General features: G+C 42.0%; 13 protein-coding genes. 10 read left to right on the top strand and 3 right to left on the bottom strand.

Annotation, left to right across the window (positions count from 1 at the left end):
• Window positions 1-149 precede the first annotated feature (149 nt).
• Complete coding sequence (locus tag B2W36_RS20435; RefSeq protein ID WP_293889390.1) at window positions 150-1,322, top strand: trans-sulfuration enzyme family protein; 1,173 nt, start codon at window positions 150-152, stop codon at window positions 1,320-1,322.
• 80 nt (window positions 1,323-1,402) lie between these two features.
• Here B2W36_RS20435 and tpx read toward each other — a convergent pair whose 3' ends face one another.
• Entirely contained in the window at window positions 1,403-1,903 is a 501-nt protein-coding gene (tpx, locus tag B2W36_RS20430; protein WP_293883993.1) for a thiol peroxidase, read from the bottom strand.
• Window positions 1,904-2,050: 147 nt separating this feature from the next.
• Here tpx and B2W36_RS20425 point away from each other — a divergent pair, with 147 nt between their 5' ends.
• The 3 genes from B2W36_RS20425 to B2W36_RS20415 all read left to right on the top strand — a co-directional run bounded on the left by B2W36_RS20425 (window position 2,051) and on the right by B2W36_RS20415 (window position 5,193).
• Window positions 2,051-3,277, top strand: coding sequence for an OmpP1/FadL family transporter (locus B2W36_RS20425; RefSeq protein ID WP_293883995.1), 1,227 nt, complete (start codon window positions 2,051-2,053; stop codon window positions 3,275-3,277).
• A gap of 22 nt (window positions 3,278-3,299) precedes the next feature.
• On the top strand, window positions 3,300-4,628 hold the full coding sequence (locus B2W36_RS20420) for an SGNH/GDSL hydrolase family protein (protein WP_293883997.1): 1,329 nt from the start codon (window positions 3,300-3,302) through the stop codon (window positions 4,626-4,628).
• Between the two features lie 148 nt (window positions 4,629-4,776).
• On the top strand, window positions 4,777-5,193 hold the full coding sequence (locus B2W36_RS20415; RefSeq protein ID WP_293889389.1) for an OsmC family protein: 417 nt from the start codon (window positions 4,777-4,779) through the stop codon (window positions 5,191-5,193).
• 141 nt (window positions 5,194-5,334) lie between these two features.
• Here B2W36_RS20415 and B2W36_RS20410 read toward each other — a convergent pair whose 3' ends face one another.
• Window positions 5,335-7,704, bottom strand: coding sequence for an outer membrane beta-barrel family protein (locus B2W36_RS20410; protein WP_293884001.1), 2,370 nt, complete (start codon window positions 7,702-7,704; stop codon window positions 5,335-5,337).
• 229 nt (window positions 7,705-7,933) lie between these two features.
• On the opposite strand from B2W36_RS20410, the gene B2W36_RS20405 reads away from it, so the two are divergent.
• A complete protein-coding gene (locus tag B2W36_RS20405) occupies window positions 7,934-9,268 on the top strand; it encodes a sensor histidine kinase (protein ID WP_293884003.1) in 1,335 nt (444 codons plus the stop codon).
• Between the two features lie 73 nt (window positions 9,269-9,341).
• Window positions 9,342-10,016: a response regulator transcription factor gene (locus tag B2W36_RS20400; protein ID WP_209578129.1), complete on the top strand. Its 675-nt coding sequence runs from the start codon at window positions 9,342-9,344 to the stop codon at window positions 10,014-10,016.
• A gap of 3 nt (window positions 10,017-10,019) precedes the next feature.
• Here B2W36_RS20400 and B2W36_RS20395 read toward each other — a convergent pair whose 3' ends face one another.
• Window positions 10,020-11,075, bottom strand: a complete 1,056-nt coding sequence (locus tag B2W36_RS20395) for a DUF2157 domain-containing protein (RefSeq protein ID WP_293889388.1) — start codon at window positions 11,073-11,075, stop codon at window positions 10,020-10,022.
• 157 nt (window positions 11,076-11,232) lie between these two features.
• Here B2W36_RS20395 and uvrA point away from each other — a divergent pair, with 157 nt between their 5' ends.
• The 4 genes from uvrA (at window position 11,233) to B2W36_RS20375 (ending at window position 17,851) form a co-directional block, all read left to right on the top strand.
• Window positions 11,233-14,073, top strand: a complete 2,841-nt coding sequence (gene uvrA / locus B2W36_RS20390; protein ID WP_293884009.1) for an excinuclease ABC subunit UvrA — start codon at window positions 11,233-11,235, stop codon at window positions 14,071-14,073.
• 302 nt (window positions 14,074-14,375) lie between these two features.
• Window positions 14,376-16,262, top strand: a complete 1,887-nt coding sequence (gene mutL, locus B2W36_RS20385; RefSeq protein ID WP_293884011.1) for a DNA mismatch repair endonuclease MutL — start codon at window positions 14,376-14,378, stop codon at window positions 16,260-16,262.
• A gap of 12 nt (window positions 16,263-16,274) precedes the next feature.
• Window positions 16,275-16,961 carry a rhomboid family intramembrane serine protease gene (locus B2W36_RS20380; RefSeq protein ID WP_293884013.1) on the top strand — a complete coding sequence of 229 codons (687 nt, stop codon included), beginning with the start codon at window positions 16,275-16,277 and terminating at the stop codon, window positions 16,959-16,961.
• An 11-nt stretch (window positions 16,962-16,972) separates the two neighbouring features.
• Window positions 16,973-17,851: a rhomboid family intramembrane serine protease gene (locus tag B2W36_RS20375; RefSeq protein ID WP_293889387.1), complete on the top strand. Its 879-nt coding sequence runs from the start codon at window positions 16,973-16,975 to the stop codon at window positions 17,849-17,851.
• The last annotated feature ends 9 nt before the right edge of the window (window positions 17,852-17,860 follow it).

Here is a 17,860-nt window from a genome sequence, read left to right as displayed (position 1 = left end):
TGTGGCAATTCAATAGCAACTATGATCCACTGTGAGCAGGCAAACAAGTTTAACATGCAGAAAAATACCCTTGGAAATCTGATGAAAATAAATGATTTCACTACTTAAAAATGTGGATATAAAATTTTCATCTCGTACCTTTACATATCATGAAACAAGATCAATCTAAAATCATACGTGAACAGGTCGATCGTTCTGCACTTCGCGAACATTCGACCCCCTTATACCTTACATCAAGTTTTATCTTCGACAGCGCTGAACAAGGTCGGGCGGTCTTTGCTGGCGAAGAGGATGCGATGATATACTCCCGTTATGCCAACCCAAATACTTCAGAATTCATCAATAAAGTGTGTATTCTGGAAGGTGCAGAAGCAGGCTTATCATTTGCGTCCGGTATGGCGGCCGTATTTGCTTCCTTTGCGGGAATTATTGAAAGTGGAGACCATATCGTTTCTTCACGCGCAATATTCGGGTCTACTCACCAGTTATTTACGGAGCTATTCCCCCGCTGGGGAGTGACCACGACTTATGTGGATGCAGCAAATCCCGAAGAATGGGAAAAAGCGATCCAGCCCAATACAAAAATTATCTTTCTAGAATCTCCCTCTAACCCCGGGTTGGAATTGGTGGATCTGGAATGGTTGGGTAAATTCAAAGAGAAATATCCCCATATTATCCTTTCTATCGACAATTGTTTTGCCACACCTTATCTTCAGAAACCCATTCAGTATGGATTTGACCTGGTTATCCATTCGGCGACGAAGTATATGGATGGGCAAGGCCGTGTTTTGGGTGGGATTGTTGTCGGCAAACAAGCGCTTATCGACAAACTGATGTTCTTCATCCGTCATACAGGTCCGGCGTTATCCCCATTCAATGCCTGGATCATATCAAAAAGTTTGGACACTTTGGGCATCCGTATGGACCGCCATTGTTCCAACGCATTGGCTTTGGCTGAAGCTTTGGAAAATCATCCAGAGATTGAAGATGTCAAATATCCATTCTTGCCCAGCCATCCACAATATGAACTGGCCAAGAAACAGATGAAAGCCGGTGGCGGCATTGTAACGTTGGTTGTCAAAGGCGGCTTCGAGCGCGCGAAAGCTTTTGTGGACCAGTTGGAGATGATCTTATACACGTCCAATCTAGGCGACTCAAGATCGATCGCTACGCATCCTGCTTCCACCACACACTCTAAACTATCCGAAGATGAACGCCTCAATTTAGGCATCAAACCCGGCAGTATCCGTCTATCGGTGGGCTTGGAAGATCAACAAGATATTATCAACGATATCTTGCAGGCTTTGGAGAAAACAAGATAACAGCGAACAAGCTCCACTTAAAATCAAAAAGCGCCTTCGCAATATGCGAAGGCGCTTTTTGATTCGTTCTGCCATCGCCTTTAATTCAAGGAAGCAATGGCTGCTGCATAATTGGGCTCGTCTGCAATTTCCGCAACTTGCTCTTCATACAATACCTTTCCGTTTTCATCCAATGTGATGACCACACGGCTCAACAGACCTGCCAAAGGACCATCGGCGATAGTCAATTGATAAGCATCAGAAAAGTTTGAATCTTTATATTCTGATAATGTCACCACATTATTTAAACCTTCTGCTGCACAAAAACGTCCTTGCGCAAAAGGTAAGTCTTTGGATATACACAATACGACCGTGTTATCCAACTGAGAAGCCTCTTGATTAAATGCACGTACAGAAGCAGCACAAGTTCCTGTATCGACACTAGGAAAAATATTTAACACAATTTTTTTTCCTTTAAAGTCTGCAAGAGACTTATCGGAAAGATCGCCTGCAGTTAATTTAAAATCAGGTGCTTGCTCGCCAACCTGAGGTAAACTGCCTTTTGTATTTACTGGAGTGCCTTTAAATGTAATTGTAGCCATATAATTATGATCGTTTAATTTTGTTATCCTTGCACTTAAAGGTACGAGCAAAAAAAATATTACACAACATTTATTAATTTTAGTCAAACATTTATTATGTTAGCATTGTATTTGAAAGAGGAATGTTAACCAAAAATAAACACTAGTATGAAGAAACTACTATTCTCAATACTTTGTGCAAGCCCGTCACTCCTGTTTGCACAAGGATCTCAAGTGAATCTACAAAGTCCCAAAGCTGTGGGAATGGGGGGAGCAGGTTCTGCTTACTTTTTAGATGAGTCTTCCATTTTTTATAGTCCGGGTGCTTTAGCAAAAATGGATCATAACGCCATTTCCGTTGCTGGGAATGCTGTCATGTACAAATCTGCCTTTCAAGAGGTTGGAAGCACCGTTGTTTACAATACTAGAAATCAAATATCCACTCCTTTTTCAGTATTTGCTGCATTTGGGCCTAAAAATTCCTGGTGGAAAGCCGGTATTGGAGTTTATACACCATATGGTGGGGCTGTCGATTGGGGAAAGGATTGGGTTGGTAAATTCAGTTTAGTTAGCCTTTCGCTACGCGCAATCTATATTCAACCTACATTAAGTTTCAAACTGACTGAAAATTTTAGTGTCGGTGGTGGTTTCGTCTATAACGTCGGTACGGTAGACCTGGAAAATTCAGTTCCTGTATTCTATCCGGATGGTCATGCAGGACTTGCAACCTTAAAGGGGACCGGTACAGGTACAGGCTATAACGTAGGTATCCACTACAATTTAGAAGACGAATTTTCCATCTCTTTAAGTTACCGCTCGAAAGTTGTCACTAAACTTAAAAATGGGGATGCAACTTTTGACGTGCCGGAATCGGTGGCAAGTAATTTTCCTGCGGGTAACAAATTCAGTGCTGAGTTACCTCTTCCATCCACTTTTGCTGCCGGAATAGCCTTCCCGCTTTCGGAAAAGCTAAAAATGGCGATCGATGCAACACTAATCAATTACGACATTTATAAGGCACTGGATTTTGACTACAAAGAAAATACGCCTGTCTTACAAGATACGCATTCGCCAAAAAATTATGATAAAGCAGGATCGATCAAAGCAGGTTTGGAGTATATTGCCTCCGACCGTTTGCAATTGCGTGTAGGAGGGGGCTATATCGCCACTCCAGTACAACAGAGCGCCTATGTTTATCCAGAGACACCAGATAACACCCGATATTTAATCTCTGGGGGTTTTACAATAAAACCATCCCCAAAATTTGACGTCACAGGTTCTTTTGCTTATCAGCGTATCATGGCTCGCCAGTCAACCAATATTGAGAGCCGTCTTTCGGGGACTTATGCGACTAATATTTTTGCTCCAGGCATTGGTGTAAGCTATAAATGGTAATTAACAGCCAAATTTGACTAAGATGAAAAAAAACAAACTTTACATAGCCGCGGCATTAGCACTTGTAGCAATTGCCTCGTGCAAACCTTCTTTGGAGGAGTATACACCTTCGGCGGGATCGCTTAATTTTTCAAAATATGTTGCCATCGGGAATTCATTGACGGCAGGATATGCAGATGGGGGCCTTTATCTGGAGGGGCAAAAGGTTGCTTACCCCAACTTAATTGCTGAGCAGTTAAAACAAGTAGGTGGCGGGGAATTTAAATCGCCGTTTTTCAGTGAAGATCAAGCCAACGGTTCTGGCTACATCACCCTTACAGCACTTGTCAATGGACAGCCCGTGACGGCACCTGTAACGGATAAACTTGCCTACAGACCTGGTTCAACAAAACTATTAACGAAATATACTGATCCTGTCAATAACCTCGGTGTACCGGGTATGCGGATGGATCTTTCTATGGTAGCAGGCATGGGCTCAACTGCCGGCAATCCGTATTTCGAGCGCTTATTGCCCGACGGGGACGCCTCGAAAACGTATTTCACCTATTCAACGACACAAAACCACACCTTTTTTAGTTTTGCACTGGGTAACAACGATGCTTTGGGTTGGGCAACTAACGGAGGAGTGGTCAATATGAATCCAACAACGAATCAGCCCGATCCAACAACCGTATTGACTGAAACAGCTCAATTTACGGCGATTCTCAATGGCTATGTGCAGGCACTGACTGCCGGCGGGCAAAAAGGTGTATTGGCCACCATTCCAGATGTAACCGCAACACCTTATTTTACAACGGTTACCCGTGCGGCTCTGCTAGCGGCTGTCAACGCAACAAATCCGCCTGCGCCGGTAACGAATATTTATATCGCTACGAAATCTGGATCTCGTGCAGCGACCGATCAAGATTATTTTGTACTTCCTTTCTTGTCTGCAGGACTATTGGGTAAGCCAAACGCAGCACAGATTCCATATGGTTTACGTCCCGAAAATCCTGTTGAAGACAAATACGTGCTTGATGTAAGCGAAATAGCAACAGTTGTGAAGCGGATCAACGAGTACAATGCAGCCATCAAAGCTGCTGCAGCTTCAAAAGACCTCGCTTTAGCAGACGTACATGCATTCCTAAACAATGTAAAAGGTGGTGTTCGTATCAATGGATTAGCCGTTAGTGCCAAATACATCACTGGAAATGCATTCTCTTTGGATGGCATCCACCTCACGCCAATTGGGAATGCCCTCATGGCAAACATCTTTATCAGTGCCATCAATTCTAAATATGGATCGAAGATCCCACAAGTTGACGTAGCCAAATATCGCGGTGTTAAACTGCCAGATACCGTCACAAAATAAACAGTGACCAACATACTGACAAAAGGCAGACGAATAATCGTCTGCCTTTTTGTATATTTGTGTTGCACAGATTTTAGTTAGATCTGTTATTATCAATGAGGGCTATTCGCTAAAATTGGTGTGCAAAAAATGAATAAAATATGTTAAGATGAAAATCAAATTAAACCGCGTCAACCAGGCTGTGCATTTCGAAGCCAGCAGCGAATTATCTTCGGTCAAAGTCAACATCGATGGTTCAGAAGCGATCGGCGGCGAAGGAAAAGGTGTTCGCCCCATGGAATTGGTGTTAATGGCACTGGGTTCTTGTAGTGTCTTCGATCTCCATAGCATACTGGTAAAACAACGCCAACAAATTGACGATATCCAGGTGGAAGTGGAAGGTAAACGCCGGGAAGAAATACCACAGGTATTTACAGCTATACACATCAACTTCTTCTTAAAAGGTGAAATTGATGAGGTAAAAGCAGCTAAAGCGGCTGAACTGGCCCTTAAAAAATATTGTTCTGTACATGATATGTTGTCCGCGGGTGGTATCAATATCACGTATTCTTTGAAAATAAACTAAGAAAACACTTTTCTGACATCTGATTGTACTCCACATCAGACGTGGAGGACGCTTGCTTTTAATTCTTGCCTTATTCATTTTCTTTATGGATATAAAGTTACAGTGATATGAAGAATTTGATTTTGTAAGAATTCAACAGATTTACAGGCGGTTCTGCTCTTCTGTTTTTGCGGGCTGATTGTTACTTTTGACTTTCTGATTTCCAAAATGGTACCGCAGCGTCAGATTCACCTTTCTGGTATCCCGATAATCTTTATAAAAGTTATTTTGATCGGCATATTTGGAGGATATGGTCATTTTTTCCGTTTTAAAGATGTCCATAAACGATAGATTTACCTCAAACTTGTTTTTAAAGAATTTTCGATTTGTCATCACATAGGTACTGGAATAGCCAGTTATTTTAAATGGCCCCTGGATGGTGGGCGATGTAAAGGTATTGCCGAGCTCAAGATTCCAGCCTGCTTCTTTGCTCAAGACATAGCTGCTACTTATATTTCCGTTGCCAATATATACATCGTTCTTGTGCAGCACATCATCAGTCCCCATAAAGTAATTCTCATTGTACATTCCCTCTAGCTGCAGGTTCATTCCCCAACGTTCAGTAAACTGAAAACTCTTACCCAGGTCTATCCCTGCTCCCTGCCCCTTTTTAATGTTGGTATAATGATAAATCAGCTGGTGGTTGACATTATCCTGCAAGGCTATTTCCATATTGGGCCACTTTTCAAATCGGTAGAATAGATCAATATTCCAGTTGTTTTTGGTCCACGTCAGATTCAGGTTATGCACGATCGTAGCCCTTAAACGGGGATCTCCCTGAAAGTATGAAAAACGATTGTAGTAGGATTTTGCGGGATTGAGCCAAGAATAGGAAGGACGACTGATCCGCTTTCCATAGGAAAAACCTAACTGCTGATTTTCCGTCAAGTCATATTGCATATAAAATGTCGGGAAGAGCACAAAATAATCCTGTTTATTGATATCTTCTGGTTCTGATACAATGCCCTTCAAGTTGGTATATTCTCCTCTTAATCCTGCTTTCCAGCTCCATTTTTTCCAGGTATAGTCCAATGAACCATAAAGAGCTACATTCCGTTCTTTGTAATCAAACTCACTGCTCTTATCCGGCCTATGCTCCAACTTGCCCGATTCATCATCAGTGAACACAAGACTGTTTGTCGTTGTAACATCGCTAAATTTCCCTCCAAATTCCATCCCAAGCTGCTTTACTTTACCGGAAAAATCGACCTGTGAAGAAAAGAGCCTATTTTTATTTCCGTTGTTGCTAATAAATCGTGTATCCCTGGGTTGTTGATCCTTAAATCTCAGCGCGGTGAGCACATCCTGATTATTTGTCGAATGATGGTCTGTAAAGTAAGAAGACCAATTTATACTCCAGCTGGCGTTAAGCTTCTTAATGACCTGGAGATACATGTTCTTTGTCTCTGTAGATGACTCATGATCATTTGTCGTGAGGTAACTCGACTGTTGAATACGGTTGCTATCGTAAATGACAGTTGGCACCACGTAGGTACCGTAGGCTTTGGGGCCATAATATCCATTTAGCCCTCCGCTAACAGTCCAGGTTGAATCGGGTGTGTATTCCATCGAAAGCACATAGCTGTTCTGACTGTTATTGGTATCAAATCGATCCATCACACCTTCCCACGAGGTTTGCTCATTGGGATAATACACATAATTCGTTTCGTAACGTGCATAAGTTCCCCTTCCGAAATTATAGGTGCCCCGAACGTTGATTTTTTCATTTCTATAATACTGGGTCAGCCCAAACAGTTGCTTCCAGGTACTGCTTTTCTCGGCCAACGCAACCGCCGAACCCCGATATCCATAGAGGTTCGATTTGGAAAGTTTAATATTGATAATGGTACTGCCCTCGGCTTCATATTTTGCAGGTGGGTTGGTAATGACCTCAATCGATTGGACATCGCTGCCCGCCGTATTCTCGAGATAGGTTTTCAATTCCTCCCCCGTGAGCATAACTTTTCGTTCATTAATCAATACAACAATATTTTTGCTCCCACGGACCATTAAATCTGAGCCATTTGCCATCACTAATGGCGTCCGTTTCAAAATGTCCCAACTGTTGAGCGCCGAAAGATTAGAATGCTGCACGTTAAATTCCAGGCGGTCCAACTTGCGGATCAATCTCGGCGCCCGCCCGACAACCTGTGCTTCTTCGAGTACTTTTGATTCGGGAATAAGTTCAAGTATCAGAGGGCGAGCAATGGTGTCGCTACGGAAAAAGTGCTCCTGAGGTCTAAAGTTAAGATAAGTGGACCGTAGATAATAGCTGCCAGAATGATCCAGCGACAGCATAAACGTTCCAAGATGGTCAGTTTTCACTTCACGGATAGCTTGATAGTTACTATCCAATAGCATAACGGTTGCACCTGCTAATACAATTTTGTTTGTATCCTGCACTTGTCCCCCGATCTTTGTCTGTGCTGAAAGCACTAAAGGGAAAGCGAGAAAAAATAGGATTGATTTCATGTACAAATAATTAGTCTTTAATTTCATTAGCGCATACCTGGATTGTTATATCCATTAGCTGTGCTGTCAAACGCATGCTTTTTTGTGGTTATCCGCATTTGACAGTCACTGAACTTTTACACGCTTCCGATGGCTCAAAATTGTCCATCTCCGTAGTAAATAATGGTTAATGAAGGGTTAATACTGCGTTAAGGTATATTATATTGGCCTTCAGCAGTTATATTTGTGTATGGAATTGAAACCCAAAAATTATAGTGTTCTCTTTACATTATTTTTTGCTGTACTGATCGGCATTCAGGGCTATCAATTGTACAACACCTATCAGCTCAAACAGCGCGATATTTTTGCAACAGTAAAAAGCAAACTGAACAAATCTCCCAAAATTGACAGTCTTTTTGATGATGATTTAATGAGCAAGGACATCGCCAGAGACTACTACATCAAATTGGTTAAAAATGAGATAACAGCTCAACAGCTTAAAGGACTATATCATGCCAATGCGCATAAAACATCCGGGAAGCTCACACGCTATGTCGACAGTCTATTTCAACCACTGGGTATGGATGTTATCCTAAAAAAGGAGATCTTGGGTATTTATTTTAGAAACTTTAACAAGCAGATTGCTGATGGCCCCATTACGGTTTACACCACACAGGGAAATTTCCGACGACCTGTTGAACTTTCTTCCAGTGAATGGATAACGGAAAAAACCGAAACACAGAAAATTGAAGAGAGCATCCAAAGCAAGGAAATCTTATACACCTTTTTAGTCCATAGAAGGAGCTCTTTTGAGGTAACCAATCTCCACTGGATATTATTCAAAGAACTTACCTCCCTCCTGTTGAGCACCTTATTTATATTGGCCGCCTTTCTTTGGCTTTTTTATAGAACCATTCAAAATCTCAAAAAACAGCAGAAGCAGATCACCGTGCTTCACGACGTGGTTGACAATGTATCGCATGAACTTAAAACCCCTATTGCAACCTTAAAAATTGCCGCTAAGACACTTCGAAAATCGACAGGTGAAAATATTATAACGGTCATTGAGCGGCAAGTCAATCGCCTGGAACACACCCTTGCCCCACTGGCCGAAGACCTGAAACCATCGGGTCATCCTCCTGTTACCACGATGGAACTCCAAGCGATTTTCAATGATTTTCAATTGACGAACCCGGCCATTGCATTTGAAACAAGTCCATTGCCTGAAGGGAAATTATGCTTGGGCCTCAGCGATGCAACAACATTATTTCAGAATCTCATGAACAATGCTGTAAAGTATGGCGCGAAATGGCTTAAAGTTCATTTTGAGCAAAAGAAAAATAAGCTTTCAATTTACGTACAAGACAATGGTGATGGCATGGAGGAGTGCGAACTCCCTTATATTTTCGACAAGTTTTACCGTATCCAAAAAAACAATATACACGACACCAAAGGATTGGGAATTGGCCTTTTCCTTGTTAAAAAAATCGTGGATCGTTATCAGGGACAGCTTACAGTAACTAGTAAGCCTGGTGTAGGTACTACGTTTAAAATTCAATTGCCGCTCGTTGCTATTCCATCATAAGGTAGTGTAATCAGCTAGAGGGATGGCATTTAGCCGTAGATTAGTAGTTTAGATGAACGACTGAATATAAAAAATGAACAAATTACTCCTCGTTGAAGATGACGCTGATTTTGGCTTTATGCTCAAGCAATATCTTGAGCTGTCTGCATTTGTCGTAGATTGGATGGCGCAGCCTCAGGATCTTACGGAAAATTTTCAGCAGCTAGCCAGCTACGACCTGGTTATACTGGATGTGATGCTTCCTCAAATCAGCGGTTTTAGTCTGGCCAAAGAAATTAATGCCCTGCATCCCGCATTACCCTTTATCTTTTTAACCGCCAAAGAACAAAAGATCGACAAGCTTACGGGATTAAAAATCGGTGCTGATGATTATGTCACTAAACCTTGCGACCCTGAAGAACTCTTGCTTCGCATACAGAATATATTAAAACGGAATCAGAAAAATAGTACGCCAAAATCGATTGTCCTCGGGACGTATGTATTTCATCCTGAACAGTTAGTATTAAGCCATGCACAAGGTCAGTTTAAGCTCACTGAGCGCGAAGCACAACTGCTCCTATTTCTATGGCAACACAGGGGGCAGCTTGTCACGCGCGAAGATATTCTTGAAAAGGTATGGGGAAATGCAGATTTCTTTACAGGAAGGAGCATGGATGTTTTTATTACCCGGATCCGAAAATACTTAAGCCTCGATCCCAATCTGAGCATCAATTCCAATAGAGGTGTTGGATTTACCATCCATTTGTGAAAGTTATTCGGCTATTTCGTCTTTCCTTTTGTTCCATAATTTCTCTGCCCAACGGCCGACGAACCAGAAGGACACGGCCAAAATTAAAAAGAATACTGCTCGATTGATGTTGTCCCAGAGGTATTCCACATAACGTGTGTAGATATTGAGCACTAAAAATACAAACCCAACTTCTCTGCTCACATTGTCTTTCGCCTTTAAACCATAGACGACCAAAAATACAGATACCGCAGTTGACAATATCCCCCAATAGAACATATGGTATTGACGTACGGTGGTCCATTCATAAAAATCAGCATAATTCCCAAAAATAGAGAGTGTCCATAAGGATACCATCAGGTAGATCAATCCGACAATATAACTGATAGGCTGAAAGACTTGCAGCTGTGCGAACCGGGGTTGAGCCCAAACGGCCAGTGCAGTGATCAGTGTCCCAAAAATGGTGAACCGAAGGGGATAATTCATTCCCCAAAACTTGAATCCCCAATTGCTATGGTACGCCGTTTCGGTTGCAAACCAGACCCCTAGGGCCAAAAGCATAAATGTCCAGATGAGCTTACTATCAAGCTTAACAGCAAGGAAGCCATAAATTGCCACGGAAAGCAAAAATAAAAGCGAGTAGTGCATGGTATCTTTATCCAATACCTTACCCATGAATCCGATACAGGCTGCTGTAGCAAAAACTCCAATCAGCATCATGGTTTCGGTGGATAAGTTTTTATATGGATAACGTTTCTTATAGCGCAACCCCAAGGTATAGAACAATACTGCCACGGCAGCAAAAAAGAAACAAAATAAGATATTTGGCGCTTCGTAAAGGGTATCCACAAAGGCTAGGAATGACGCATCGGTAAACAGCGAAAAAACGGCGAACACCAAGGATGCCAGTGCAATCCAAAAAGCATACCGAGCCAGTTGTCCCCAATCAAAACTTTTCACGTCCAAACTCTCCATCAGCTCGTTCGCTTTTTGCTCATCCAATAGATTCTCTTTCTTCCAGAATTGGACAATATCATCGATCGATTGCTTTTCTTGTTTGCTGACGTCGTATTTTCGCATAAATTTAGATTTGTGGTGCAAGGTACATTATTTTTTTAAATCACTTGTATATCACATTTTGTTCCAAAAGTCAGATCGGCTCGCATAATTCCTTTAAAATCTGTAATTTTGCATGTTTTGCATTTAATCCCTCACAAAGGGACCTTAAGGAGTTTTCATGGCAATAAAAAGAAGTCCAGATTTGGGCGAACAGAGTGAAGTTCAGGTATTTGGAGCGCGTGCGCACAATTTAAAAAATATAGATGTTTCTTTTCCAAGAAATGAATTGGTTGTAATTACAGGGCTAAGTGGAAGTGGAAAGTCATCGTTGGCTTTTGACACCATTTATGCCGAGGGGCAACGCCGCTATATGGAGACATTCAGTGCGTATAGCCGACAGTTTTTGGGTGGTATGGAACGTCCGGATGTGGATAAGATATCGGGCTTAAGTCCGGTAATCTCCATTGAACAGAAAACCACCAGCAAAAACCCCAGGTCTACTGTTGGAACGATTACTGAAGTGTATGATTTTATGCGTTTACTTTTTGCCCGTGCTGGAGAAGCCTTCTCTTATGTGACCGGAAAAAAGATGGAGCGCATGTCGGACGATCAGGTCATTGAACGCATTCTGACTGAATTTGAAGGACAGGCTTTAAATATCCTGGCACCTGTGGTCAAAGGGCGTAAGGGTCACTATCGGGAATTGTTCGAACAAATCCGCAAGCAAGGTTATGTGAAGGTGCGTGTGGATGGGGAAATATTGGATCTTGTGCCAAAAATGCAGGTTGACCGGTATAAAATACACGATATTGAAATCGTTGTAGATCGTCTGAAAGTAGAGCGTGAAGATAAAAAGCGCTTACAGACTTCGGTCATGCAGGCGATGAAAACAGCAAAAGGAATCATCAAAGTCTCTAACAAGGATAATCAGGAGCAATTTTATAGCCGTTACCTCATGGATGCGGAATCGGGCATTTCGTATGATGAGCCACAGCCCAATACGTTTTCATTCAATTCGCCCTATGGCGCTTGTCCCACGTGTGATGGTTTAGGCTATATTTTTGAAATTGACAAGCATGCGGTTATTCCGGACAAAAAGCTAAGCATTCAAAAAGGCGGTTTAGCTCCTCTGGGCCCCACACGTGAAAACTGGACTTCGGAAGTCTTGAAAGCTGTCGCTAAAAAATTGGATTTTACCATTACAACGCCGCTTGAAAAACTCAATGAAGAACAGATTGATCAGCTTTTGTTTGGAAATAAAGAAGAGCCTATCGTTGTCACGGTTTCTTATGGCAGTTATGGCACGCGTGAATATCGCGTTGAATTTGAAGGCATCTTTAAGATGCTGGAGGAATTTTCGGGAAAATCGTCCGATGAAGCCCCTTCGTTAGATGATTTCAGAACAAAAGTTACTTGTCCTACATGTGCGGGCGCACGATTGAAAAAAGAATCTTTACATTTCAAAATTGCCGATAAGAATATTCATGAACTTGCTACGATGGATATTACTTCCATCAAAGAATGGTTTGACCAGGTAGAAAGTAAACTTGACGAACGCCAGCTTATTATTGCAACAGAGATCTTAAAGGAAATCCGTGCGCGTTTGGGTTTCTTGCTGGATGTAGGCTTAAATTACCTGACCCTGGACCGTACAGCGAAGACGCTTTCAGGTGGTGAGGCACAACGCATTCGTCTGGCCACACAGATTGGTTCGCAATTAGTCAATGTACTTTACATTCTTGATGAGCCGAGTATCGGACTGCATCAGCGGGACAATGAGCGACTGATCAATGCACTCAAAAACCTACGCGATATTGGTAATTCGGTGCTTGTGGTAGAACATGATAAAGACATGATCCTACATGCCGACCATGTTATCGACATGGGACCTGCTGCGGGAGTTCATGGTGGTACGGTGGTTGCCGAAGGCACACCTAAGGAAATTTTAAAATCAGACTCCCTCACGGCGGCTTATCTCAACGGAACAAAAGCGGTGAAAATCCCTGAAAAACGCCGTACGGGCAATGGAAAAACTTTGTCGTTACGAGGAGCAACAGGGCATAACTTGAAGAATCTATCGGTCTCTTTTCCTTTAGGAAAGCTTATTGTGGTGTCCGGTGTTTCGGGTTCGGGCAAATCCAGCTTGATTACAGGCACGTTATACCCGATTTTGAATAAACATTTTTTCAGGGCAAAAGCAACTCCACTTCCCTTCAAAAAAATTGAAGGGTTAGAACATATTGACAAAGTTATCGAGATCGATCAAAGTCCTATCGGTCGTACACCGCGATCCAACCCGTCAACCTATACAGGTGTATTTTCGGATATCAGAACCTTGTTTGTCCAGTTGCCTGAAGCAAAAATCAGGGGCTATAAGCCCGGGAGATTCTCCTTCAATGTGAAAGGTGGTCGTTGTGAAACCTGTCAGGGAGCCGGACTAAAGGTCATCGAGATGAATTTCCTTCCTGATGTGCAGGTTCCTTGTGAAACCTGTCACGGAAAACGCTATAACCGAGAAACTTTGGAGGTACGCTATAAAGGAAAATCCATTTCCGATGTTCTCGATATGAGCATCAACGATGCGGTAGATTTCTTCGAAAATGTACCGAGTATCTACCGAAAGATTAAAACACTGCAGGATGTCGGTTTGGGTTACATCACCTTAGGTCAGTCGTCGACAACCTTATCGGGAGGTGAGGCTCAGCGGGTAAAATTGGCTACTGAACTTTCTAAAAAAGATACTGGAAATACATTTTATATCCTTGACGAACCGACTACCGGCCTTCACTTTGAAGATGTAAATGTACTGATGGGTGTGATCAATCGTTTAGTGGACCGTGGAAATACGGTATTGATCATCGAGCACAATCTTGATGTTGTTAAATCGGCAGACTGGGTGATTGATATTGGTCCTGAGGGTGGTAAAGAAGGGGGCCAGGTCTTATTTGAGGGAACGCCTGAAAACTTAATTAAAAATAATAAAAGCGAAACAGCACGTTTCTTAAAGCTGGAGATGTAATGTCGCTGGAGATGTTATGTCATTGAAACGGAGGACCGTTGTTCCTATTCCGGACATGGGTAATACACGCTGTATCTGACCGCCGTTAAATTGTGCATAAGCAATTCGATAGCGTATATGCAATAATTATGTCGGTTTTGCAGTTTGTTTTAGTATGTCAATAAGGTATCATTTACAGCCAGTTCATTGGGATAAGTGAACGTTTTAAAGGCTTTTATTTTAAAGAAACAAGTGGAACGTCCATTTGATTTTCATCCGTGTTTATACGCTGTAAATATGGATATTTCGTAACTTTGTATTATATGTCGGATATTATTCAATTACTTCCAGATAATGTTGCTAATCAGATTGCGGCGGGAGAAGTGGTGCAGCGACCAGCGTCTGCCATTAAAGAATTGATTGAGAATGCTATTGATGCTGGAGCTGACAAAATAAAACTTATTGTTAAAGACGCAGGCAAGTCATTGATTCAGGTCATTGACAATGGCTGCGGCATGAGTGTGACTGATGCCCGCCTTTGCTTTGAACGGCACGCAACATCAAAAATTCGTAAGGCTGAAGACTTATTTGCAATCCGAACAATGGGTTTCCGTGGTGAAGCAATGGCATCCATTGCTGCGATAGCACAGGTCGAACTCAAAACACGCCGCTTCGAAGATGAGCTAGGGACAGTTGTTGAGATAGAAGGATCAAAAGTTGTCAACCAATACCCGGAAGCTGTTGCTGCCGGAACAAATATTTTAGTAAAAAATCTTTTTTACAATATTCCTGCACGGCGGAACTTCTTAAAGAGTAACTCCGTAGAAATGCGTCATATTATTGATGAATTTCAACGTATAGCCTTATCCAATCCGCAGATTTTCCTGACCTTGCACAGCGACGGAAATGAAATTTATCATTTGCCCGCGGAAACGCTCAAACAGCGTGTTGTCCATATTTTCGGAAACAATTACAATCAGCGCCTTGTTCCTGTCGAAGAGGACACATCCATCATCAAGGTAGAAGGTTTCGTTGGGAAACCCGAGTTTGCAAAGAAAACTCGGGGTGAACAGTTTTTCTTTGTCAACAAACGCTTTGTACGTGATCCTTATCTGCATCATGCTGTGATGAATGCTTATGAGGATATTTTACAAGCCGAAACATTCCCTTTCTATGTCTTATTTATCGACATAGATCCTGCGCGAATCGATATCAATGTACACCCCACGAAAACCGAAATCAAGTATGAAGACGATAAGGCCATTTACGCCATTATCCGTTCAGCAGTAAAAAGATCACTGGGGCGGTACAATATCATGCCATCTTTGGATTTTGAACAGGAAACAAGTTTCACCAATCTCATTACAAAAAAGGCATTGGATGAAATTATCGTTCCAACAGTAACTTTCAATCCGGACTTCAACCCATTTGATACGGACAAATCAAAATCCAGTTCGAGCTATACCCGATCAGAAAGCTATGCTGAAGGGCTTACCAAGAAAACGGGCGGGATTCCGAGCAACTGGGATTCCCTCTATCAAATTGTCGAAAAAGAGGAGTCCGTCCAGCTGCCGTTGCATAGAAAATCTGAGTTGGATGCCGATGGTCCACAGGTAATTCAAGTCGAAGATAAATCATCATCGAAGCTCTTTTTCCAGCTGCATAATAAATATATTGTTTCGCAGATTCACTCTGGATTTATTCTGATCGACCAGCAGGCAGCGCACGAACGTATTCTTTTCGAACAGTTTCTTACGCAGCTGGATCAACATAAAGGTCTGAGTCAGCAAAGTTTGTTTCCGCAGACGTTAGATCTGAATGCTGCAGATAATGAATTGATGAGAGATCTCCTGGAGGACATCAATGGCTTGGGCTTTCAAATTCGTGAATTTGGAAAAAATTCCTATATTATTGACGGAATCCCTGCAGACTTAGGAACAGGATTCGATGAAATAAAGATGATTGAGAAAATATTGGAAGATTATAAAAACAATCAATCTGAGTATAAGCTAGCTAAGCGCGAAAATCTTGCCAAGAGCCTTGCCCGCAATGCCGCCATTAAACCGGGCACTGTATTGGACAACACGGCTATGGCAGAGCTGGTGGATAAGCTTTTCGCCTGTCACTCGCCCAATATCTCCATTTATGGAAATCCTGTAATTGTAACATTTACATTGCAAGAATTAGCGGAAAAATTTGGTAAAAACTAGAAGATAAAATATATGTTTCCACAATTAACACCTGTTATCAAGAATTTATTGATCATCAATATTGTATTTTATATTGGATCGCAAATTGTACCTGTAGCATATGATTATCTTGCGGTCTATTATCCAGACTCGCCTTATTTTAAAATCTGGCAGGTAGTCACGCACATGTTTATGCATGATAAAAAAAGTATTACCCATATCTTCTTCAATATGTTTTCGCTGGTCATGTTTGGGCCAATGATTGAGCAGGTACTTGGATCGAAACGTTTTTTAAATTTCTATATGGTATCCGGAATCGGTGCGTGGTTTCTTTATACCGCAGTGAATGGTTTACAACTCTACAATGCAACGGGTTCTTTTGCCCCCCTCCATGGTATGAATGGGAACGAGCTTATCTCATTGGCAAATACCGGGAATAATGAAGCCCTAACTTATCTTATTCCAATGCTGGGTGCGTCAGGGGCGATCTATGGTGTTCTATTGGCATTTGCCTACCTTTTCCCAAACATCCCACTGCAATTTTTGTTTATTCCTGTACCAGTCAAAGCGAAGTATATGATCGGTGGATTTATCCTCATCGAAATTTATATGAGCTTATCTCGACCGGGAGATTCGGTGGCTCACCTGGCTCACGTCGGAGGAGCACTATTCGGCTATCTACTCCTTAAGCTGTGGAAGATTAGAAAGGGAATTTATTAATATCGTGCGAAATGAATAACATCGGGCTAAAAGATTTTTGGAGACAAACCTATAAAACTGGATCACCAGTACCGTTAGTAATTAGCATTCAGGCATGTTTGTTTGTCCTCATCTATTTTTTGGATCTACTCTTTGAATTACAGATCGTTTCGCAGAGCTTGCTGGAACCTTTAGTGAGAGGATTGAGCCTTCCAAGTAGCTTTTCCCGTTTTCTCGAACAGCCATGGTCTTTGTTTACATCGAATTTTGTCTATGTCAAACTTTGGACTATACTCTTCGAGAGTTTATGGCTTTATTGGGTCGGCCAGATTTTCTTCACTTTCTTGAACAAAAGGCAATTTCTATTTATTTATATCACCTCCTGGCTATTTGGTGGTATACTATATGTGGGGTTCGGCTCGCTTCTTCCAATGTCCGGCGAGCTACAGCTCATGGGAGGTGCGCTTCCTTTGGCGGCGGTATTGGCGGCCATTGTCACTTTAGTTCCCAAGTACGAATTACGCTTACTGCTCATAGGTAATATCAAGCTAAAATTGGTGGCCATCATTTATTTTGGACTGGAATTCCTTGCACTCACCATGACAAACCGGCCCGCGGCCATTTCCTATTTTGCCGTTATTTTGTTCGGAATGGGATTCACCTATGCATTAAAATCGGGGATGGACTGGTCCACAATATTCCAGAAAAAACAAAATAAGCCTGCAAAAATGAAAGTCGTTGTAGGCAACAACATACAGACAAATCGGAAACATCGTTATGACTTGCCCAATCAGGCCGAAATCGATGCTATTTTAGATAAAATTTCTATTTCTGGCTACGACAGTCTAACAAATCCCGAAAAAGAAACGCTCTTTAGGGCAAGCAATAGTGGTGATAAGGTTGATGGATAGAAGGACATT

This window comes from Sphingobacterium sp. UBA3549, from assembly GCF_002376635.1.
GTDB lineage: Bacteria > Bacteroidota > Bacteroidia > Sphingobacteriales > Sphingobacteriaceae > Sphingobacterium.
This window is presented reverse-complemented; position numbering and strand designations above follow the sequence as displayed.